The sequence below is a fragment of the Neobacillus sp. GCM10027624 genome, from assembly GCF_042675345.1.
Lineage (GTDB): Bacteria > Bacillota > Bacilli > Bacillales > Cytobacillaceae > Neobacillus > Neobacillus cucumis_D.
The window spans coordinates 1-20,761 of sequence record NZ_JBHTHD010000010.1 but is presented as its reverse complement, the minus strand read 5'-3'; the positions used below and the strand labels follow the sequence as shown (position 1 = coordinate 20,761).

The 20,761-nt window shown below is 42.2% G+C and carries 22 protein-coding genes; 11 read left to right on the top strand and 11 right to left on the bottom strand.

Annotation, left to right across the window (positions count from 1 at the left end):
* Positions 1-10 precede the first annotated feature (10 nt).
* Complete coding sequence (kynU, locus tag ACFQZ9_RS14585) at positions 11-1,285, bottom strand: kynureninase (RefSeq protein WP_498944330.1); 1,275 nt, start codon at positions 1,283-1,285, stop codon at positions 11-13.
* Between the two features lie 157 nt (positions 1,286-1,442).
* Between kynU and ACFQZ9_RS14580 the strand changes: the two genes are divergently transcribed.
* Positions 1,443-2,060: a TetR/AcrR family transcriptional regulator gene (locus ACFQZ9_RS14580; RefSeq protein ID WP_198310632.1), complete on the top strand. Its 618-nt coding sequence runs from the start codon at positions 1,443-1,445 to the stop codon at positions 2,058-2,060.
* A gap of 52 nt (positions 2,061-2,112) precedes the next feature.
* On the opposite strand, the gene ACFQZ9_RS14575 is transcribed toward ACFQZ9_RS14580, so the two are convergent.
* The 3 genes from ACFQZ9_RS14575 to ACFQZ9_RS14565 form a co-directional block, all read right to left on the bottom strand.
* Complete coding sequence (locus tag ACFQZ9_RS14575) at positions 2,113-3,087, bottom strand: Gfo/Idh/MocA family protein (protein ID WP_498944329.1); 975 nt, start codon at positions 3,085-3,087, stop codon at positions 2,113-2,115.
* 113 nt (positions 3,088-3,200) lie between these two features.
* Positions 3,201-3,488: a putative quinol monooxygenase gene (locus tag ACFQZ9_RS14570; protein WP_498944328.1), complete on the bottom strand. Its 288-nt coding sequence runs from the start codon at positions 3,486-3,488 to the stop codon at positions 3,201-3,203.
* A 33-nt stretch (positions 3,489-3,521) separates the two neighbouring features.
* A complete protein-coding gene (locus ACFQZ9_RS14565; protein WP_498944327.1) occupies positions 3,522-4,685 on the bottom strand; it encodes a Gfo/Idh/MocA family protein in 1,164 nt (387 codons plus the stop codon).
* A gap of 288 nt (positions 4,686-4,973) precedes the next feature.
* On the opposite strand from ACFQZ9_RS14565, the gene ACFQZ9_RS14560 reads away from it, so the two are divergent.
* Both ACFQZ9_RS14560 and ACFQZ9_RS14555 read left to right on the top strand, forming a co-directional pair.
* A complete protein-coding gene (locus tag ACFQZ9_RS14560; RefSeq protein ID WP_498944326.1) occupies positions 4,974-5,756 on the top strand; it encodes an IclR family transcriptional regulator in 783 nt (260 codons plus the stop codon).
* Between the two features lie 214 nt (positions 5,757-5,970).
* Positions 5,971-6,480: a DoxX family protein gene (locus tag ACFQZ9_RS14555; protein ID WP_498944325.1), complete on the top strand. Its 510-nt coding sequence runs from the start codon at positions 5,971-5,973 to the stop codon at positions 6,478-6,480.
* A 95-nt stretch (positions 6,481-6,575) separates the two neighbouring features.
* Here ACFQZ9_RS14555 and ACFQZ9_RS14550 read toward each other — a convergent pair whose 3' ends face one another.
* The 5 genes from ACFQZ9_RS14550 to ACFQZ9_RS14530 all read right to left on the bottom strand — a co-directional run bounded on the left by ACFQZ9_RS14550 (position 6,576) and on the right by ACFQZ9_RS14530 (position 14,204).
* The gene (locus ACFQZ9_RS14550) at positions 6,576-8,018 is read right to left on the bottom strand and encodes a GntP family permease (RefSeq protein ID WP_498944324.1); all 1,443 of its coding nucleotides are present in this window, start codon (positions 8,016-8,018) and stop codon (positions 6,576-6,578) included.
* 75 nt (positions 8,019-8,093) lie between these two features.
* Entirely contained in the window at positions 8,094-9,386 is a 1,293-nt protein-coding gene (gene hisD / locus ACFQZ9_RS14545) for a histidinol dehydrogenase (protein WP_498944323.1), read from the bottom strand.
* Between the two features lie 132 nt (positions 9,387-9,518).
* On the bottom strand, positions 9,519-10,976 hold the full coding sequence (locus tag ACFQZ9_RS14540) for a CoA-acylating methylmalonate-semialdehyde dehydrogenase (RefSeq protein ID WP_498944322.1): 1,458 nt from the start codon (positions 10,974-10,976) through the stop codon (positions 9,519-9,521).
* An 18-nt stretch (positions 10,977-10,994) separates the two neighbouring features.
* Complete coding sequence (locus tag ACFQZ9_RS14535) at positions 10,995-12,173, bottom strand: iron-containing alcohol dehydrogenase (RefSeq protein WP_498944584.1); 1,179 nt, start codon at positions 12,171-12,173, stop codon at positions 10,995-10,997.
* A 159-nt stretch (positions 12,174-12,332) separates the two neighbouring features.
* Complete coding sequence (locus ACFQZ9_RS14530; RefSeq protein WP_498944320.1) at positions 12,333-14,204, bottom strand: sigma 54-interacting transcriptional regulator; 1,872 nt, start codon at positions 14,202-14,204, stop codon at positions 12,333-12,335.
* A gap of 375 nt (positions 14,205-14,579) precedes the next feature.
* Between ACFQZ9_RS14530 and ACFQZ9_RS14525 the strand changes: the two genes are divergently transcribed.
* Positions 14,580-15,089, top strand: coding sequence for a DoxX family protein (locus ACFQZ9_RS14525; RefSeq protein WP_498944319.1), 510 nt, complete (start codon positions 14,580-14,582; stop codon positions 15,087-15,089).
* 92 nt (positions 15,090-15,181) lie between these two features.
* On the opposite strand, the gene ACFQZ9_RS14520 is transcribed toward ACFQZ9_RS14525, so the two are convergent.
* On the bottom strand, positions 15,182-15,667 hold the full coding sequence (locus ACFQZ9_RS14520; RefSeq protein ID WP_498944318.1) for a CBO0543 family protein: 486 nt from the start codon (positions 15,665-15,667) through the stop codon (positions 15,182-15,184).
* A gap of 300 nt (positions 15,668-15,967) precedes the next feature.
* Here ACFQZ9_RS14520 and ACFQZ9_RS14515 point away from each other — a divergent pair, with 300 nt between their 5' ends.
* Together ACFQZ9_RS14515 and ACFQZ9_RS14510 are read left to right on the top strand one after the other, a co-directional pair.
* A complete protein-coding gene (locus ACFQZ9_RS14515) occupies positions 15,968-16,792 on the top strand; it encodes an aldo/keto reductase (protein ID WP_498944316.1) in 825 nt (274 codons plus the stop codon).
* A gap of 433 nt (positions 16,793-17,225) precedes the next feature.
* A complete protein-coding gene (locus ACFQZ9_RS14510) occupies positions 17,226-17,489 on the top strand; it encodes a hypothetical protein (protein WP_498944315.1) in 264 nt (87 codons plus the stop codon).
* Positions 17,490-17,633: 144 nt separating this feature from the next.
* On the opposite strand, the gene ACFQZ9_RS14505 is transcribed toward ACFQZ9_RS14510, so the two are convergent.
* Positions 17,634-18,437 carry a prohibitin family protein gene (locus tag ACFQZ9_RS14505; protein ID WP_498944314.1) on the bottom strand — a complete coding sequence of 268 codons (804 nt, stop codon included), beginning with the start codon at positions 18,435-18,437 and terminating at the stop codon, positions 17,634-17,636.
* A 185-nt stretch (positions 18,438-18,622) separates the two neighbouring features.
* On the opposite strand from ACFQZ9_RS14505, the gene ACFQZ9_RS14500 reads away from it, so the two are divergent.
* From ACFQZ9_RS14500 to ACFQZ9_RS14480, 5 genes are all read left to right on the top strand, one after another.
* On the top strand, positions 18,623-18,817 hold the full coding sequence (locus ACFQZ9_RS14500) for a hypothetical protein (protein ID WP_498944312.1): 195 nt from the start codon (positions 18,623-18,625) through the stop codon (positions 18,815-18,817).
* Positions 18,818-18,823: 6 nt separating this feature from the next.
* The gene (locus tag ACFQZ9_RS14495) at positions 18,824-19,021 is read left to right on the top strand and encodes a YwbE family protein (protein WP_198310649.1); all 198 of its coding nucleotides are present in this window, start codon (positions 18,824-18,826) and stop codon (positions 19,019-19,021) included.
* Positions 19,022-19,228: 207 nt separating this feature from the next.
* On the top strand, positions 19,229-19,552 hold the full coding sequence (locus ACFQZ9_RS14490) for a BC1872 family protein (RefSeq protein WP_498944311.1): 324 nt from the start codon (positions 19,229-19,231) through the stop codon (positions 19,550-19,552).
* 389 nt (positions 19,553-19,941) lie between these two features.
* Complete coding sequence (locus tag ACFQZ9_RS14485; protein ID WP_198310651.1) at positions 19,942-20,379, top strand: universal stress protein; 438 nt, start codon at positions 19,942-19,944, stop codon at positions 20,377-20,379.
* A 96-nt stretch (positions 20,380-20,475) separates the two neighbouring features.
* On the top strand, positions 20,476-20,658 hold the full coding sequence (locus ACFQZ9_RS14480; RefSeq protein ID WP_026575729.1) for a hypothetical protein: 183 nt from the start codon (positions 20,476-20,478) through the stop codon (positions 20,656-20,658).
* Positions 20,659-20,761 lie beyond the last annotated feature (103 nt).

Sequence of the window (20,761 nt, the reverse complement as noted above, 5' to 3'; positions counted from 1 at the left end):
GCGAATCAATCTACGCCACAATTTCCCGCTCATTCGCAAACTTCTCATATTGTTTTTCAATCATAATCTTTTTCAAAATTTGAACCACTTTCCAAACATCCTCATAGGAAGTATATAGCGCAATCGGAGCAAGACGGATCACGTTTGGTGCACGGAAATCTGGAATAATCCCATTTTCCTTCAATGATTTACAGATGCGTGCCGCTTCCGGATGTTCCAGGCAAACATGGCCGCCTCGGCGCACATCATCACGCGGATTGCCAATTTCAAACCCAAGACCCGCCAATTCCGCCTCAATTAAATCCATGAAATATTGATTAATCTCAAGCGATTTTTTTCGAATATTTTCAATCCCTGCTTCAGCGTAAATCTCCAGGGATCCAAGCAGCGGCGCCATACTTAACACATGCGGTGTCCCAATCTGATAGGCCCCCGCTGTTTCCGCTGGAGTGAAGGTATGTTCAAGGTCAAACTGCTTATCCTTGCGGGAACCAAACCAACCGGCTAACCCTGGATTCGCCCCAAAATGCTTGCGGTTGACATACAAACCGCCGACACTCCCCGGCCCGCCATTCAAATATTTATAATTGCACCAATAGGCAAAATCGACATCCCATTCACTGAAAGAATGCGGAATCGCACCGACAGAATGGCAGCCGTCAAAACCAATTAAAATTCCGCGTTTATGTGCTTCCTCAGTTAACCGCTTTATATCAAGAATTTGCCCGCTTCGATATTGAACAGTTGGAAGAATCACCAATGCAACTTCGTCGGTCATCGCTTCAATGATATCCTCCTCTTCAATCAAGCGGCCATCGCGGCTTTTTACACGAATCAAATGCTGTTCCGGATCATTTCCGTGGATGCGAAGCTGACTCTTTAGCGCATAAATATCAGTTGGAAAATTCAGCTCATCAGCTAAAATTTTCGTCCGTTTTCCCTGTGGCTGATAAAAGGTCGCCACCAACTGGTGAAGGTTGACGGTCGTGGAACCGGTTACAATTACTTCATCAGCAGATGCGCCTACTAGTGGTGCCAACCTTTCTGCTAATCTCTCAGAAAGTGCAAACCACGGATGATTTCCCATCATCCAGCCGTCAATTCCATGTTCTTTCCAATCCTCGACTGATTCGAGAAGGGTTCGTTCCGCCCGCTTCGAAAGCAGCCCCAATGAATTTCCGTCCATATAAATCGTCCCTGGCTTTAGATAAAACTCCTCGCGAAACTGCCTTAGCGAGTCCTCTTTGTCCAACTGTTTGGCGTATTCTGAAGTTGGTTGCATCATTATGATCTTCCCCCTTTTTATTACTTGAAGAAACTATATCAATAAATATGACATGATGTCAATATTATAATTCTGAAAATTATTAATGTTGTAACCACTTTCATTTTTAGAAAAATCCTTATATGCTTTAAGGTAGAGAGTACAGGGGGATACGGATATGAATGAAAAACATGATGTGATTGACAAACGCCATTTGCGCTCAATAAAGACAAAGCAAAAGCTGTTGGAAGCGGCAAAAGAGGTGTTTCTTGAGGAAGGCTTTCAAAAAGCAACGATTTCACAAATGATAAAAAAAGCAGGGATAGGCTATGGGACCGCTTATGTTCATTTTGAGGGAAAAGAGGAAATTTTAATGGTTTTAATGGATGATGTCATGGAAAAATTCTATGACATTGCCGAGGTTTCCTTTTTACCAAAAACAAAGGAGGAAGCACGGCAGATCATCCTTTCGCAGGCAACTGCCTTTTTAAAAATGGCTGAAACCGAACGAAGCATGATGCAATTGTTCGAGCAGGCCATCGGGATTTCCCCTTCGATATCTGCCAAATGGAAAGAGATCCGCGAAAAATTTATCCAACGAATCTCAAAAGATATTGCCTTCGCTCAAGCAAGAGGCCTAGCCCGCCCCGAACTAAACCATGGACTTGTCGCCCGAGGCTGGTTCTTCACCAACGAAATGTACCTATGGGAAATCGTCCGCAACGAACACCTTGGCACCGTCGAAGAAATCGCCGGAACCATGACCGCCGTTTATGCGAACGGACTTTATCTTTAGGGATTCGACAAAATTCGGGTGGTGACAGGCACCACCCGAATTTTGTCGATCTTTAAACGATCTTCCCCATAACCCAGTTGGTCCGTGCACCGGTCTCTCCTGTACTTGGGCACTGGTTGCTTCCTCCTGTTAAGTCCGCTATTATCGTTTCCAAAAGGGGTTGATGGATGTGCTGCGGTGGTTCAAAGCTCCATTGTTCGGTTCCATTAGCGGTCGTCAAAACAATGGGGGCATTGCCAAAAGTGGAAAAGGTAATTTTCCCTTTACTGCCGACGATTTCATTCATATCCACATCTTCAAAAGCAGAAAAACACCAATTTCCTATACCGTGGATTCCTGTTTCAAAGCGGTAGGTACCTGTAACGATATCCTCCGCACGATAATAACCTGCTTGATTGGAAGCAAAACCTTGCACATCCTTTATAGGCCCAAGCAAAAAATCTAATAGATCAAGAGTATGGCTGGCTAAATCAAAAAATAGCCCCCCTCCGGATATTTCAGGTTGAACTCTCCACGGGATCGTTTTTGAGTCCAACACATCTTCCGAAGCTTTTTGATACTGTGTAGTTGATACAAAACGAACATCTCCAATTGCCCCATGATCCAACAGTTCTTTTATTTTTAAAAACCTGGGCAAAGCTCTGCGATAGTAAGCAACATATAAAGGCACCCCGGAAGTCTCGCATGCAGCAATCATTTCCTTGCATTCGGCAAAATTGAGTGCCATTGGCTTTTCTACATAAACCGGTTTTCCAGCCTTTGCAACTTTGATGGTATATTCTTTATGTGAACTTGGTGGTGTCGCAATATAGACGGCATCGACATCTGGATCGTTAATCAGTGCATCGGCATCATCATACCATTTCGGAACATGATGTCTTTCCGCATAATCTTTTGCTAGTTCTCCAGTTCGTCGCATGACCGCAACCAACTCTGAGTTTTTTATTTTTTGGAATGCTGGTCCGCTTTTCACTTCCGTCACATCACCGCATCCAATAATGCCCCAACGAACTTTTTCAAATTTCATGGAAATATTCTCCTTCTTTTTTCATAACTTATTTTTTGGTTTTTTCTCTAGTTTCCGTGTTGCATTACTAAGTCCGGCCAGGTGACATCCCCTTTGGGAGGAAAGTGCACTGGTTATTTCATTTCTCGATAATGGTTGATTTCTGTGCTTTCTCTCATTTTCCTCAGCTCTGGAACAATTTTCAGGACATGCTCACTTTTATTGTGTTGTTTAATTACCTCTTCATTTTCCCATTCTTCAATCGTTGTAATGATGGATGGATCATTGATATCCTCATGAAGCGTGTACATGATACATCCTTTTTCTTTCCGGGTTTCTGATACAACTTCTCTAGCAAGAATTAAATAATCTTCAATCTTTATACCAGGTTTAAGTTTTCCCTTACAAACTACTCTAATCATTTTAGTAACTCCATTTCTTTTGTAAATTAATTACTAATGAGTCCCGCTAACATCCAACGTGGTGTTCGTTACATGCTTTTTCTCAAAGGTAGACGTGTTGATTTTTTCTTGTAATTTTTCAAAATACAAGTCTGGGTCAACTGGCAATTCTACCGTTTCGTTTAACCAGGAAGATAAGTAGATGGCATTTGAAATTTCCAGCGCATTGACGCCGTCCTCACCAGGTGAAAGTTTCGGTGTCCCCTTCCTAATGGCATCCACCCAGTTTTGAACAATGATTGCATGATTCGCATTTTCACTGGTTACGGGAATTTTTATTTTTTCATAATCAGGCTTGCCGAATCCTCCTGCATACGCAGCATTAAATTCGCGTTCTGATTGTGATAATTGATAAAAAAGAAGTTCCTCATTTTCGACAACAATTTTTCCACGGTCCCCTACGATTTCATAACGATTTGTCCCTGGTGCTTCTCCAGTTGAAGCAATGATCACACCTGTCGCACCATTTTCATATTCCACAAATGCCGTTACATCATCTTCCACTTCAACATCATGATACTTCCCTACACTGCAAACAGCACGAACGCTTTTTGGCATACACCCCGTCGTCCACTGCAAAAGATCTAATTGGTGAAGTGCCTGATTTAAAAGAACACCGCCGCCTTCCCCTTTCCAGGTTGCTCTCCATTGGCTTGAATCGTAATAGCTTTGCGGACGGTACGAATCCGTAATAATCCAGTTTGTTCGTTTTAATTCACCCAGCTGACCGGATTGAATAAGGCCCCGAATTTTTTGATAAAGGGGATTTGCCCTTTGGTTATACATGATGCCAAACACTTTCCCACAAGATTCCGCAGCCGCATTCATTTCAAGCACATTTTTTGTAAAGACGCCGGCCGGTTTTTCGATGAGGACATGTTTCCCTTTCGCAAAGGCCTTTATGGCTAGGTCCGGATGACTGTAATGCGGTGTTGCAATAAGGACGGCATCGATTTCTGTATCATTGAAAAAGGTCTGTTCGTCCTTGAAAATTTTCACATCTCCCTTTGTATGGGATTTCACCCATTCAATTCGGTTTTCATTCCTGCTGCAAACTGCCGTTAATACCGCTCCTTTAATTTGGCCTTTGGTAAGCATTTGAACATGGGAACTGCCCATATTTCCAATGCCGATCACTCCAATTTTAACTAAACCCATATCGATCACCGTCCTTTTTGGGATGATTTAAAAAAACTCTGGAAACGAGTGTGATAATAATTTTTATATGAAGGTTTTAATATTTAACCACATTGTGGTACACTTGTATCGTAATATGGTTATTTCAAGTATAAGGTATCATTAATTCACATGTCCATAAAAAATTACTATTCTTACTTTCCAGCTTTTATTATGATAAGACTCAAATGAATGGTTCCATTTTTTCACTGTTTGATAATGAATTTTCGTTATAATAGAACGGATGGATACAGGAAGGAGTTCATACTTTTGAACATCGATAAGCAGGAACAAACAAAATCATCTAGTGTTCAAGTCATCTCTCGTGCGGCAAAAATCTTGAGGGCGCTTCGGGAACATCCAAAAGGATTAAGTCTATCGCAAATTGCCAAAGAGGTGGGGCTTGCGAGGTCAACGGTTCAAAGAATTGTGACAGCCCTAGAAGAGGAAAGATATGTTGCAGCTGCCTCTACTAACGGCGGTTTCCGTCTTGGACCCGAGATTGCGATGCTTGCGACTGCCGTCCATAGTGATTTAAGAGAAGAAATTAGGCCATTTTTAATACAACTTTCACATCAAGTCAATGAAACAGTCGATCTCTCCGTATTAGATAACGGTAAGGTGCTTTTTGTTGATCAAATTATTGCCCCGCATCCATTACAAGCAACTTCACAACCTGGTGCATCTTTTCCATTACATTGCACCGCAAACGGAAAGGCCATTCTGGCTTCATTGTCTATTGCTGACGTGGAAAAATTAATGCCAAAGCAACTGCAACTATACACTGATCATACGATTACAAGCAGGGATGAATTGTTAAAGGAATTGGAAGTGGTTCGTAAAGAGGGAGTTTCTTTTGCCAGGGAAGAGCATATTCCAGGAATTTGTGCAGTGGGCGCAGCTATTTTGGATTCAATGGGGAATTTAAGCGCTGTCTCGATTCCGCTCCCATCAACCCGTTTTTATGGCAACGAACAGAAGCTCGCGGCAGCCCTACGCAATACATGCCAAGCTATTAACCAGCATTTTAATATCAAAAAAAGTAATCTTTAACCCAGCGAAAAAGTAGATGGTATTCGACAAAAATCGGGTGGTGACAGGCACCGCCCGATTTTTGTCGAACCAAACACCACTGTAATAATTTGTTCAAACCTTTTTTACAGATTTGTGAAACAGTTAACAAAGAGCTCTTATTTCAAGATAAACAGATTATACTATAAGTGTAATCAAGTTATTAATAATACTTTTTCTAAAAGGGGTCTTTTATATGTTTAACAAATTTTTAAGAGAGAACAAAGTTGCTGCTGCCCTTCTTACAGTCATTCGCTTATATCTCGGTTATGAATGGATGATGGCTGGTCTTCACAAACTTACAGGCGGTTTTGATGCTACTGGATTTTTAAAAGGTGCAATCGCCAACCCAGTTAAAGGTCCAGATGGAAGTATCGTCTACGCCACATATGTTGGATTCTTAAAACATTTTGCCCTTCCAAATGCGGATCTTTTCAATACAATGATTCCATTAGGTGAGTTCCTTGTTGGCTTAGGATTAATTCTTGGATGCTTAACAACTGCCGCTGTATTCTTTGCCCTAGTCATGAATTTCGCTTATGTAATGGCCGGAACGGTTTCTAGCAACCCATTAGATATTTTACTAGGCGTTATGATTATCGCTGCGGGTTACAACGCAGGCCGCTGCGGTTTAGACCGTTGGGTAGTACCGTTTATTCGTAGAACAACTGTGAAAGGACATAAAGCGGCGAACCACACCGCTTAACGCAAAAGCACCTCAAACCTGAACTTTATCGGGAATGAGGTGCTTTTTAGATTCGACAAAAATCGGGTGGTGACAGGCACCACCCGATTTTTGTGTTAAACAAGTCCTGTAAGCGAATACAATCCAATGATGAAGAAAGTAGCAATAGTCTTAATAACCGTAACGGCAAAAATATCACGGTAGGATTGCTTATGGGTCAAGCCACAAATAGCAAGCAAAGTGATAACCGCACCGTTATGCGGCAGGGAATCCATACCTCCGGAAGCCATCGCGGTAATCCGGTGCATAACCTCCATCGGAATCCCGTGTGCTTGTGCCGCTTGTACATACTTTTCACCCATCGCACTCAGCGCAATCCCCATACCGCCGGATGCAGAACCCGTAACCCCAGCCAAAACGTTTGTGGTTACAGCACTGTTAACTAGCGGGTTTGTAAAGGTGTGGGAAATACCGTCACGAACGACTCCGAAGCCGGGAAGGGAGGAAATGATGCCCCCGAAACCATATTCGGAACCAGTGTTCATCGCTGCAAGCAACGCACCGCCAATACTAGCATTAAGACCAGTTTTGAAATCAACCTTTACAGCTTTGAAGTTAAATAGAAGTGTTGCGGCAATACCCATGACTAGAGCAAGTTCTACAGACCAAATCCCAAGAACCGCACTGGTCTCAACCTTTCCGAACTGTTCAAGACCAATTTTTGAAAAATCAAAACCATTTGGATACCATTTTGGAATCATGACGGTAAAGAATTTATTCATAACACCCACCAAGATCAGCGGAATAAACGCAAGAATCTGACGAAGAGTGCTTGTTTTTCCAGTGCTAATGGATGGCATTGACGCAGGTTGAAGTGCTTCGGCAGCTGCTGCCATTTCTTCCTGCGCACTTCCAAACCCAAAATAGCCTTCCCCGAATTTTGCCGCTTTTCTCCGGCGTGACTCCAAATAGAGCATGCCAAGAGTAAAAACAAAAATGGCACCAATAATCCCCAGTACTGGAGCTGCATAAATATCGGTTTTAAAGAAAGACGTTGGAATAACGTTTTGAATTTGTGGTGTTCCCGGAAGGGCATCCATCGTGAATGAAAGTGACCCCAATGCTATCGTTCCCGGAATAAGCCTTTTCGGAATATTGGACTCCTGGAACAACTTGGCCGCAAATGGATAAGCAGCAAAAGCAACTACGAATAAGCTGACACCACTATACGTTAAAATCGAACATAAAAGGACAATTGCAAGCATCGAACGTTTTGGACCGACTAATCTGACAATCGTTTTGGCAATGGATTCAGCAAGTCCTGACATTTCTACTACCTTACCAAATATTGCCCCTAATAAAAAGACAGGAAAATAGTTCTTTATGAAATCTACCATTTTTACCATAAAGATATTGGAAAAAAACGGCAATACATGGCCCGGATCTGTCAAGAGGACGGCAAACAGGGCACAGATTGGAGCAAATAAGATGACGGAAAATCCACGATAAGCGATAAACATAAGGAAACCTAATGCTAGTAAAATAACAATTAGTTCCATAAAAAGCCTCCTTGTGATGTGGTTTTACCGGGTGGGGAAATGCTCCACCCGGATTTTCGTTAAATGATAAGGTGCTTAATTCTTTACTAGTTGTTTTCCATAACGGCGAACACGTAACAGCGCTTGTTCACGGTGTCCGGCAAAGTTCTCCAAATCGCAAAGACGCTCTGCGTATTCCCCAATCAAGGCACTTGCCTCTGCTGTTTTTACTTCTTGATATGTACAGGTCTTCAGGAATTTCCCAACCCAAAGTCCGCCTGTATAACGGCCTGCACCCTTTGTAGGAAGCGTATGGTTGGTTCCAATCACCTTATCCCCATAGGCCACATTTGTCATCGGCCCCAAGAACAGCGCCCCATAATTGGTCATGTTTTCAAGGAAGTAGCGCGGATCTTCTGTCAGTATTTCCACATGTTCATAAGCGAGTTTATCTGCTTCTACAACCGCTTCCTCAAGGCTGTCGACCACGATAACTTTTCCATATTCCTCCCAGGCAGCACGCGCCACATCGGCGGTTTTCAATGTCCCAAGCTGACGCTCGATTTCTTTAACCGTTGCCAGTGCAAGCTCCTCTGATGTTGTGATTAAGGCAGCAGGAGAAGTTGGTCCATGTTCTGCCTGACCAAGAAGATCGGTTGCCACAATTTCTGCATCCGATGTTTCATCGGCGATGACTAATACTTCTGTTGGGCCTGCAAGAAGATCAATTCCTACACGTCCAAATAACTGGCGTTTTGCTTCAGCCACAAATGCGTTACCAGGACCTACAAGCATATCTACCGGTGCAATCGTTTCTGTTCCAATTGCCATCGCAGCCATTGCCTGTACCCCGCCAAGCAAATAAATATCATCGGCTCCTGCAAGCGCCATTGCTGCAATCGTTGCAGCCGGAACTTCTCCATTAATTGGAGGCGTGCAGGCAATCACCCGTTTAACCCCTGCTACTTTGGCCGTTAATACACTCATATGGGCGGATGCAACCATTGGATATCTGCCGCCAGGAATATAGCAGCCTACACTGTTAACCGGAATATTTTTGTGTCCCAAAAAGACGCCCGGTATAGTTTCCACTTCGATATCAAGCAAAGCGGCTTTTTGTGCTTCAGCGAAGCGGCGAATTTGTGCTTGAGCAAATTTGATATCTTCAATGGTTTGTTCCGGAACACTCTTTATAATTTCATCAATCTGTTCCTTTGATAGTTTAAAACTCTCAGGAGACCACTTATCAAATTTTTCCGAGTACGAGCGAACGGCAGCATCTCCATTTGCTTCCACATCACCCAAAATGCTTTTAACGGTTTCCGAAACCTGTGCAGCTTGAATCGCTAGTTCTTCCTTTGTTTTTCCAGCTTTCAATACTTTTGCCATCTTGTTCTCCTCCTATAGGTTGAATACCAAACTGGGTGGTTCCTTTGACAGGTTTTAAAAGTTCTTGTAAGACATGATGCCAAAAGAATCACCCCGTTCTGCTGTATTTAAAGACTCTATGAAAAAAGTAACCTAGTAACGTGCAGTAAGCATTTTCTTGCGCGTGTAAAATTCAACGCCATCTTTACCGTTTGCATGTAAATCACCATAGAATGACTTCTTATACCCTGAGAATGGGAAGAAGGCCATTGGAGCTGGAACCCCCATGTTTACCCCAAGCATGCCAGCGTCAATCGTATCACGGAACTGTCTGACTGCTTTGGCACTGTCGGTGAACAAGCAAGCGCCGTTAGCGAATTCTGATCGGTTGGCAATTTTGATGGCTTCTGTTAAATCATCCACTCGAACAACGGAAAGAACAGGTGCAAAAATTTCATCCTTCCAGATCTTCATTTCGGTGGTTACCCCATCAAAAATAGTTGGCCCAACAAAATAACCTTCACCGGAAACCGCTGCGTCATTACGTCCGTCACGAATCAGCTGAGCTCCCTCTTTTTCTCCGATTTCAATATAATTGATTGTGCGCTCTTTATGGGCATCACGGATTACCGGGCCGAGGAACACACCTTTGTCCAAACCGTTTCCAATTTGTAATTCTTCTGCCGCTTTTACAAGTCGGGAAACAAGCTCATCTGCCACATCCCCAACGGCGACAACAACCGAACAAGCCATGCAGCGCTCGCCGGCTGAACCGAATGCTGCCCCAATAATATTTGTAACCGCAAGATCAAGATTGGCATCTGGAAGAACAATTGTATGATTTTTAGCACCTGCTAATGCTTGAACGCGTTTGCCATTAGCGGCAGCTGTTTTGTAAATATATTCTGCAACCGGCTGGGAACCAACAAAGGAAACAGCCTTAACATCTGGGTTCTCAAGGATGCCGTTTACGACGTCATGGGCACCATGGACAATATTAAGAACACCATCAGGAAGACCTGCTTCTTTAAATAATTCAACCAAGCGGTTTGCTAGCAATGGAGTGCGTTCAGATGGTTTTAAAATAAATGTATTTCCGCATGCAATCGCAAGCGGGAACATCCAGCATGGCACCATCATTGGGAAGTTAAAAGGAGTAATACCTCCGATTACACCAATTGGATAACGGTACATGCCGGATTCAATACCTGTCGCAATATCAGGAAGCTGGCTGCCCATCATCAAGGTTGGAACACCAGCAGCAAATTCAACGCATTCAATTCCGCGAAGTACTTCTCCATAAGCTTCATCATAGTTTTTGCCATTTTCTAATACCACCAGGCGTGCAAGCTCGTCCCAATGCTCGACAAGAAGCTGTTGGTAACGGAATAGGATGCGGGCCCGTTTTGGAACCGCAACGTCCTTCCATGTTTCAAATGCTTGATTCGCAACTTCTACCGCTCTGTCCAGATCCTCACGGTTGGAAAGAGGGACATTAGCTAAGATTTCACCTGTTGCGGGATTTGGTACAGCTTCTGTTTTGGAGGATAAAGAGTCTACCCACTCACCGCCAATAAAGTTTTTTAATGTTTTTACTTCAGTTGTAATCATGATCATCTACTCCTTTTCTTATATATGAACTGTTGTTTTACTTACACTAAAGTCATAGTTAAAGCATTTCTGATATAGCTCGACAATCTCTTGGTGACTTGGAACGCGGGGGTTGTTTCCAGGACTTCCGCTTGCAATGGCATCGTTAGCCATTTTTGAAACAACCTGATCAAATTTTTCTTTGTCCAAACCATAGGTCTCCATGTTCGGGATGTCTAAATTGCGGCACAGATTCTTAATCTCTTGGACAGTTACATCAGCAAGTTCTTCCTCTGAGAGCGCTGTCAAATCAGGACGAAGAATGCGTCCAATGACTGCAAGGCGTTCTACGGCACTCTCTTTCGTAAATTCAAGGACGGCCGGAAGCAGCATCGCATTGGATACGCCATGCGGGACGTGGAACAATGCACCGATTGGACGTGACATTCCGTGTACAAGCGTAACGGATGCATTGGTAAAGGCCAGTCCTGCCTGCATGGAAGCTAATGACATCGCTTCCCTTGCTTCACGGTCAGTTCCGTTTATGTATGCTGAACGTAAATTTTTCACAATTAATTCAATGGCAGAAAGAGCAAAATTATCCGTCATCGGTTGGGATACACGTGAGATATAGGCTTCGATTGCATGGCATAATGCATCAACGCCGGTTGCAGCTGTAACCTTTGGCGGTGCCGAATAGGTCAAAATTGGATCCACAATCGCAACCTCTGGAATGAACGCCGGGTGTTTAATCATCATTTTCACATCGTCTTTTGTATTGTTGATAACGGTTACAGAAGTAACTTCAGAACCTGTACCTGATGTGGTTGGGATGGCAATCAAAGGAAGTGGTGGATTTTCAACTTTCTTTTTCCCACCCATATAGTCACCAATGTATCCTCCATTTGTAGCAACGACCACAACTGCTTTAGCTGCATCAATACAGCTGCCACCGCCGACTGCCACTACCACATCGCATTGTTGTTCCTGACAAAGTGCTAACGCTTCTGCTACATATGTGTCAGTTGGTTCGGAGTTTACTTCCAAATAACACTCGTAAGCCATTCCTGCTTCTTCGAGCAATTGCTGGCATCTCTCGACCACGCCGATTTGATTCATAATGTTATCGCTGACAATCAAGGCTTTTTTTCCTAATAAAGCCGCCTGCTCGCCAAGCTTTGTCAATGAATTTTCTCCATAAAAAACGGTTTTAGGCATCCGAAATTCTGCAAACCCTTTCAAAACTTTCCCCTCCCTTTTTCGCTACACACTCTTATATATGCAATTAGTGTGCCAACTTAAAAAAGGCGGGAATAACAACACTTTTCTTTTTGTGATGTACGGATAACCATACATATGTGTACGTTTTGTGTACGTTTAATTGTACGACTTATCAAACAATTCGTGTTTTTTTAATTTTTCGTACAATGTAGAACGTTGGATTCCTAAGATTCTCGCTGCCTTCGCCTTATTTCCGTTAGTTTCTATCAGTGTTTGAATCAGCAGTGCTTTTTCGCGCTCAAGTGCTTTTTCTTTTACATTGGTTAATAGATTTTGACCTGTTGATGTTGGTATGCTCGGAACAACATATTGCTCCGCTGCTTTTGGCAGGTTTGGGACAGTTGGAGCGCTTTCTTTCTTTTCAAAAAATTTAGGTGCCAGCTCTTGTACATCGATATAGTGAGATTCAGATAAACTGACAAGCATTTCGACGGTGTTGACGAGCTCGCGAATGTTACCCGGCCAGGAATATTCCATCAAAGCTGCGGTAACTTCCTTAGAAAACAGCTTTTGCCCAAGGCCAAAACGCTCACTAAAGTGATGCAGATGATGCATCAGCAGTTCTGGTATATCTTCACGCCGTTCCCTTAAGGGAGGAATTTCGAGACGGATGATGTTCAAACGATAATAAAGATCTTCTCTGAAACTCCCATCCTGAATCATCTGTTCTAGACAACGATTTGTTGCTGCAACGATTCTGACATCTACAGGATGCTTGACAATTCCACCGACCCGTTCGACTTCGCGGTCCTGGAGAACCCGTAGGATTTTTGACTGCATCAGCGCCGGCATATCACCGATTTCATCAAGAAATAAAGTTCCTTTATGGGCAAGTTCAAACTTTCCGGGCTTTCCGCCCTTTTTTGCACCTGTAAAAGCACCGTCCTCAAAACCGAACAATTCCGCTTCTAAAAGGTGTTCGGGGATAGCCGCACAATTAACACTAATAAAAGGGCCTTCAGCGTATGGGCTGGACCGATGGATGGCATTTGCAAACAATTCCTTTCCTGTTCCGCTTTCTCCAGTGATTAGTACTGTTGACGGCGTATTCGCCGCTTTGCGGGCAATTTTTTTAACGGCTTGAATTTTTGGGCTCTGTCCAATAATTTGGTCAAATGCACAATGTATTTTTCCTTGAGAATGATCGATAACAGTGGGATCAGTAATTTGCCTTGACAACTCCTGCATGCGTCCGAGAATATTGTAAAGCTCGGTTACCCCTTGAAAAATCAGAAGGCCAATTGCCCCGACCACTTTTTCATCCTTCCAGATGGGGATCCGATGGACAACCATATCCTGGCCCTGGATCCGTTGAATATACCCCCTTTCTTCGATCCCGGTTTGCAAAACTACCTGCAAACGGGTATTCTCGATGATCCCGGTGACAGGTTTGCCAATCACATCTTCACGTTTCTTGCCAAGAAAGCGGCTATATGCCTCATTAAATTCACGAATGATTCCATGTTGATCCACTACGACAATTCCTTCATAAGCACTCTCTAAAATGGTCCTTAGGGTTTCGGTAATGTGGAGGGTCTCCTGAAGTTTGTCCAGATGTGCTGCATAAGAATGCAGGATATCGGTTCGGGTGAGAATTCCAACAATCCTCCCATTATGGTCAACAACAGGTAGACGCCCAACAGGAAGCTCATACGCCTTTTTGATTGAATCATCCTTATGGATCGTGACAACCGCCCGGGTCATCACTTGTGAAATAGTGTAATCCGGTGTAAGCCCTTCCATAAGACAACTGAGAATTCTTGATTTCGTAACGGATCCAATCACCCGAGACTCTTCATCCACAACCGGCAGACCGTCAATTCCCTTTGCTTCAAGGATTAAAACGGCTTCTTTAATGGTTTGGTGCGGAAATACTGTAACAGGATTAGGTGTCATCCATTCCCATACAAGCTGATTCGTTTTAATTTCTTTTAAGCGCTTACGCTTCACCTCATAATCAATTAACATATTTGCTCCCCACCTATAAAAAATTAAATATACAAAAATTGTACACTACCTTTTTACAAGTTTGAATATTTTCAAACATTTTCCAAACACTTTCCGAACACACACCCACATCATACGGTGACAGGCACCAAGCGTGGACAAAATGTTCAAATTGTCCATATGGGGTGTACATGGGCTAATATTTGATGAAGAAGGACATAACTTCGAATGATCTATAGTGCAACCCCACTACTCCTACAAGTTGTAATATTTTGTTCAAACCTTTATTACAGATTTGTGAAATGCTGAACAAACAACTCTCATTTCAAGATAAACGGATTATACTATAAGTGTAATCAAGTTATTAATAAAACTTTTTCTAAAGGGGTCTTTTATATGTTTAACAAATTTTTAAGAGAGAACAAAGTCGCTGCTGCCCTTCTTACCGTCGTTCGTTTATACCTTGGATATTCTTGGTTAACAGCTGGATTTCACAAGCTAACAGGCGGGTTTGACGCTGCTGGGTTCCTAAAAGGCGCAATCGCCAACCCGGTCAAAGGTCCGGATGGCAGCGCCGTCTATGCGGGGTATGTAAGTTTCTTACAACATTTTGCATTACCAAATGTAGATCTTTTCAATACCATTATTCCTTTAGGTGAATTCCTTGTCGGGTTAGGATTAATTCTTGGATGCTTAACTGCTGCTGCTGCGTTCTTTGGAGTAGTTATGAACCTCTCATTCATAATGGCAGGAACCGTTTCTCACAGCCCAACTGATATTATCATGGGAGCAATCATCATTGCAGCCGGCTATAACGCAGGCCGCTTCGGTTTAGACCGCTGGGTAGTACCGTTTATTCGTAGAACAACTGCAAAAGGAAATAAAACAGTGAACCACACTGCTTAACGCAAAAGCACCTCCTCCTGACCAAAATCAGGAATGAGGTGCTTTTTTAGATTCTACAAAAATCAGGTGGTAACCACCTGATTTTTGTAGAACTATTTTTCATCTTTGACAATTCCATATTGAAAAAACCACCTATAAAAAGCCCTAGAGACATAAAATGAAATCCACATACTGCTAAAACTAAAATACCAGTGCCATTTCTTATATGTAATAACTCGAGTATATTTGACGCCGATTACCTCTAACGTACAAAGAACGGAGCAATAAAATAAATAGTAAAGTGCTTTAAATCCCGATTTCTTTTGAACTGGATAATAAAGGTTAAAAAGGACAGAAACAATTGGGAAGACAAAATGTTCAAAAGTAAAGCTGCCTTTATAGGATTTCTTAAAAAACATCCGTTTCGGATAAGCAATCCATCCCTTTTCAACCACAAATAACCCCGTAATCCATGAATAGGTTTGCTGGAACAAAATAATAAGGGCAGCCTGACGGATCTTTCTTTTAGGCGTTAAAAACAAAAGCAACAATAAGGAAACGATCAAAGAGGAAATAATTATTCTCTTTTCCTTCGACATAATTCGACCTCCCTCTCGCAGAAGTATATCCAAAAGGAAGAATATTATCCTAGAGATTCCACCGAGACTAAGGGTTCAAACTATCAATAATTTTCGACAAAATCCGGGTGGCGACAGGCACCACTCGGATTTTGTCGAACCAATCAACCAGCTGCACAAATATTTCGTAATCCTAAATTCTATACTTTCCCACTGCCGCTGAAGTATAATAAACATGTGATTTGGGGTGTTTTTCCAATAGTAGTGGGAAGACTACTTTTGTTGTTGGGAAACAAATAAATGGTAAAGGAGAAAGTTCGAATGAATTTTGTTACTTTAAATAATGGTGTTAAAATGCCGCAGCTTGGTTTTGGTGTTTGGCAGGTTGAAGATAACCAAGCTACCACTGCCGTAGCGAAAGCACTTGAAGTCGGATATACATCCATCGATACAGCGATGATTTACAAAAATGAGGAAGGTGTGGGTAAAGCAATTAAAGAATCCCCTGTTCCCCGCGAAAACCTCTTTATTACAACAAAAGTGTGGAATAGCGACCAAGGCTATGAAAATGCACTAAAGGCCTTTGACGAAAGCCTGGCAAGATTAGGCCTTGATTATGTGGATTTATACTTGATTCACTGGCCGACCCCTAAATTCGATCAATACGTTGATACATACAAAGCTTTAGAAAAGCTCTATCATGATGGCCGGGTGAAAGCGATCGGTGTTTGTAATTTTGAAATCGAACATCTCGAGCGCCTCTTAAACGAATGTGAAGTAAAACCTGTATTAAACCAAGTGGAGTGCCATCCATACCTTTCTCAGAAAGAATTAAAAGATTTCTGTGCAAAACATGATATTTTTGTGGAAGCGTGGAGCCCGCTTGAACAGGGCGGAGAAGTGCTGAAGGATGAAGTAATTCTAAAAATTGCCGAAGCACATAGCAAATCACCTGCACAGGTCGTGCTGCGCTGGCATTTACAAAACAACACAATTGTAATTCCAAAGTCTGTTACTCCATCGAGAATCGAGGAGAACTTTAATGTATTTGATTTCGAATTAACTGCAGATGAAATGCAGCAAATTCATCAGCTTAATCGCAATCGCCGCAGGGGTTCACATCCAAACGATATGCATGTGCGATAAGATTTACACACAAAAAGCCCGTTCCAGCTTAATGGCTGAAATGGGCTTTTTTTCGACAAAATTCGGGTGGTGACAGGCGCCTGTCGAATTTTGGATTCCCTATTCCTCATGTGACGCATAATTAAGCATTTCCGTAATGGCTGCAACCGCACCTAAGTGAGCATATTTTTCTTCCCAAAATTCCACATCTAATTTTTGCATAAGACAACTCTCCCTTTTTTAATTTGCATCTATACTCTCAATATCAACAAGAATGGCACTTTCTATTCAGTTGCTTAATCAATTTTCCCAAAATTCATAATTAGGCATCGATAAAAGAAAGACCCGAAATATTATTGATACACACATAGAAAAGCCCCGTTCCCGATGATCCACGGAAATGGGGCTTTATAATTATTTGCAACAAACACCATTTAACAACAAGGATGGTAACTTGGGTAACAACAAGGATTGTAAGCAGGATAGCAGCAAGGGTTATACATCGGATAACAACACGGATTTTGCATCGGATAACAGCAATTTTGATAATACGGCACCATACATGGCTGCGGCTGCACTTGCGGAGCTACATAAGGCATATTTGAAGGCACCACATTCGGCATTACATTTGGCGCAATATTTGAAGGCATCACATTCGCCGGCGCCATCGGTAGATTGGGCATTACATTTGAACCTGTATAGGGCTTATTTTCCATAACAATCTCTCCTCTTTAGATCAATTTCAACATAGTGTATGTGTCTAATAAAAGAGAGGAATAGACGCTAAACCCGATTTAGATCAGACTGTTCTTTTCGACAAAATTCGAGTGGTGACAGGCACCGCTCGAATTTTGTCGAACCACTATTTCTTCGTAATCCCACTTACATCGATGAAAGGAGTGGCGCCGCCGGTGACGTTTGGCAGTTTCCCGTCCCATTTTTCGAGGGCTTTTTCTTGGACTTCGATTTGTTTGAGTTGGATAAGTTCTGGGGTCACTTCGAGTTTTTTCAGTTTTAAGGATTGGGCTTCTGCTTCAGCCTGAGTGACTTGCTGCTGGGCTTCGATTTTGACTCGCTCTAAATCTCGTTTGGCCTTAAGTGCGTTTTGTTCAGCCGTTTGTTTGGCTTCAATCGCTTTATTGAATTCCTCGCTAAAAGCGAATTCCTTAATATTGATATCCTCAAGTTTCATATAATACTTCGTTAATTTTTTTCCAAGCATATCCTTCACTTCGGCTGAAACCTCCGGCCGCTTGGATATAAGCTCTTCTGCCGTGTACTGTGCCGTAATTGCTTTGAGCGACTCGGCTATCGCAGGATCCACAATCCTGGAACGATATTCCAAGCCGATTTCTTGGTAAAGTTTATTGACTGCTTCGGGATCTACCGAATAGTTGACCGCTACCTTGGTCGTGACGATCTGAAGATCTTTTGAAGCAGCAGACTGCGAGCTTTCTTCTTTTTGCACGCGAACTTCAATCTGTTGAACGGTTTGCATAAATGGAATCCTAAAATGAAGCCCTTCCGATAAAATGGTCGGTTTCACCGCACCGAATTGCAAAAGAACTCCTCGATTACCTGATGACACTGTCGTGAGGGAAGAAAACACAAGTAGCAAGACCACAATCGCCACAAGACCGCCTACTATCGACTTTCTGTACTTCATTCCTTCGGCCCCCTTAGTTGGTCATTAAAATAACCTATGAGTGTTGCGCCCTATTTATGAAGGTTTTTAATTTTTTCGGGATTGTCCCTATGATTTTCAAACCTAATCCCTCTTCCACTTTCCTAAATGATCGAAAAAGATTATACTGGACTAACTACCTTATTTGAAAAAAGGAGGATTTAACGATGACAGAAAATCAACAACCCGATGCACCAAAAAAGAAAATCAGCCTGCAGGAAGCAATGAGGCAGCAGCTTGAAAACAAAAAGAACCAAAACTCTGCTGGGAATGGTAAGTCCACTGGCGATCTTTCCACGAAAAAAATGAAAAGCCAGCAAACAAAGAAACCTAGCAATACCCGTAGAAAAATGGGCGTTTAGTGTGGAATGAACGGACAAAATCGAAAAGACGTACTTCCGGGATTGACGGTTGATATCGTTTTAAAAGCAGACCAAAGAACAGGAAAACTAACCAGAGGCATTGTAAAAGACATCCTCACCAAATCAGCCACCCATCCACACGGAATCAAAGTAAGGCTGACAGATGGAAGAATTGGACGAGTCCAAGTTATTCACAACACATAAAAGCATTCAGGGCCTATACCTTGAATGCTTTTTATTTTTGACAAAATTCGGGTGGTGACAGGCACCACCCGAATTTTGTCGAATGAAAATATGAAATTCCAACCAAAAATAGTGGTCGTTTTTCGAGATTGTGTTATATAATATTACTAATCAATCAAAACTGTTATATAATAGAACGATCAAAAAAATGAAAAGAGGGTAATGGGTATGAACAAAACGGATTCAATTGCACGGAGAATTTTAGGGTGGAAGTTAAATCGCTGGGATCGTTGGTATGATTATGAGAACCATACTTTTATTCATGACAACGATTTTCAGCCTGAGCATAACCTTAATCATGCGATGCGTATTGTGGAAAGATTAGAGGAGTTTGGGTATAAATTTACGACAAAAGGCAATTCAGAGGCTTGCTTCAATGAAGTGCGCGGAACTGGGGCAACGTTGGCTCAGGCGATTACGAATGCAGCCTACACCATTATTGAAAATAACTCAGTGGTTAGCAGCTCAAGAGTATGGCAGAAATTATGCTAAGTCTTGGTTTTTCGAAGGAAATTTATCAGATTCCCCAAAGAAAAAGTGTCCTTCATTGAGCATCGAAGGACACTTTTTCTTTCTTGCCAGCTATTTTACCCTTGCCTTTATTGCCTACCGAATTCTATCTGACCTCGCCTTTTCAGGCGCTAGAAATCTCAAAAGTTACCAACCTCAAAAATCCATTGATTTTTCCACTTCATCTTTTAATCATGTATATCCAATCTGTTTTTCGACAAATCTCGGGTGGTGACAGGCACCAAAAAGGGCGCCAAAACCACTTTTACAATGCCTTAATATTGTCAAATCTTAGTGGGTTATAGATTGATATATGCTGATACAATGAAGACAAGGAAGAGGAAATTGATTTTTCTGGGAGGATGATGAAGATGTTAACGATTTGCTCTAGAATTGTGGTTCCGTATGATCAATCTGAATTAAGTAAGAGGGCGTTGGAAACAGCGATTACGATGGCCAAACAGGATGAAAAAATCGAAGTGAATGTTGTTACCGTTATTAATACACAAACAACTATTTATAACTATGTTAATTTTGACAGTGATCCCGTACGGCAGGCGCAGTTAGCTGAAGCGAAAGAAATGCTCAATGCGGTAAAAGAAAAGCTTTCAGAACTGCCAAACAAGGTAAGAACCTTCATCATTGAAGGAAGCCCGGCCACCTCGATTGTCAATTTCATTGTAGAAGAAAACGCCGATCTTGTTGTGATGGGAAGCCGTGGATTGAGTGGATTAAAAGAGCTATTCCTCGGAAGCGTCAGCCATTACGTGGTCCAAAAATCTCCGTGCCCAGTATTTATCATCAAATAAGTTGATGGGGGTTCTGCTTCTGTTTAAAAAGTGAGTATTTTGGCGATGCTGATTGCAGAGAGCAGAATACAAAAAATAGAAGTGGGGAACGGAGAAATGAGTAGAGATTTGACCAGTATTTATCATGAACTTACGGTTATGAAAACAATAGATTTAGAGGAATGTAACCGAGAGCTTCAGAAAAGCCATACTGAAACTGTAAAAAAGGCATTAATGGTCTATAAAACCGAACTACTGGAATGTCTGGAAATGTATGACCATTATTTGAATAGTAGATAGTTAAGAAAGAGGACCTTTTCTGATCTGAACCCAAAAAGTTAGACACAAATATTAGGCAGCTTCCTGGGCATGAATTCGGTATTCAACCGGACTCATGCCCTTT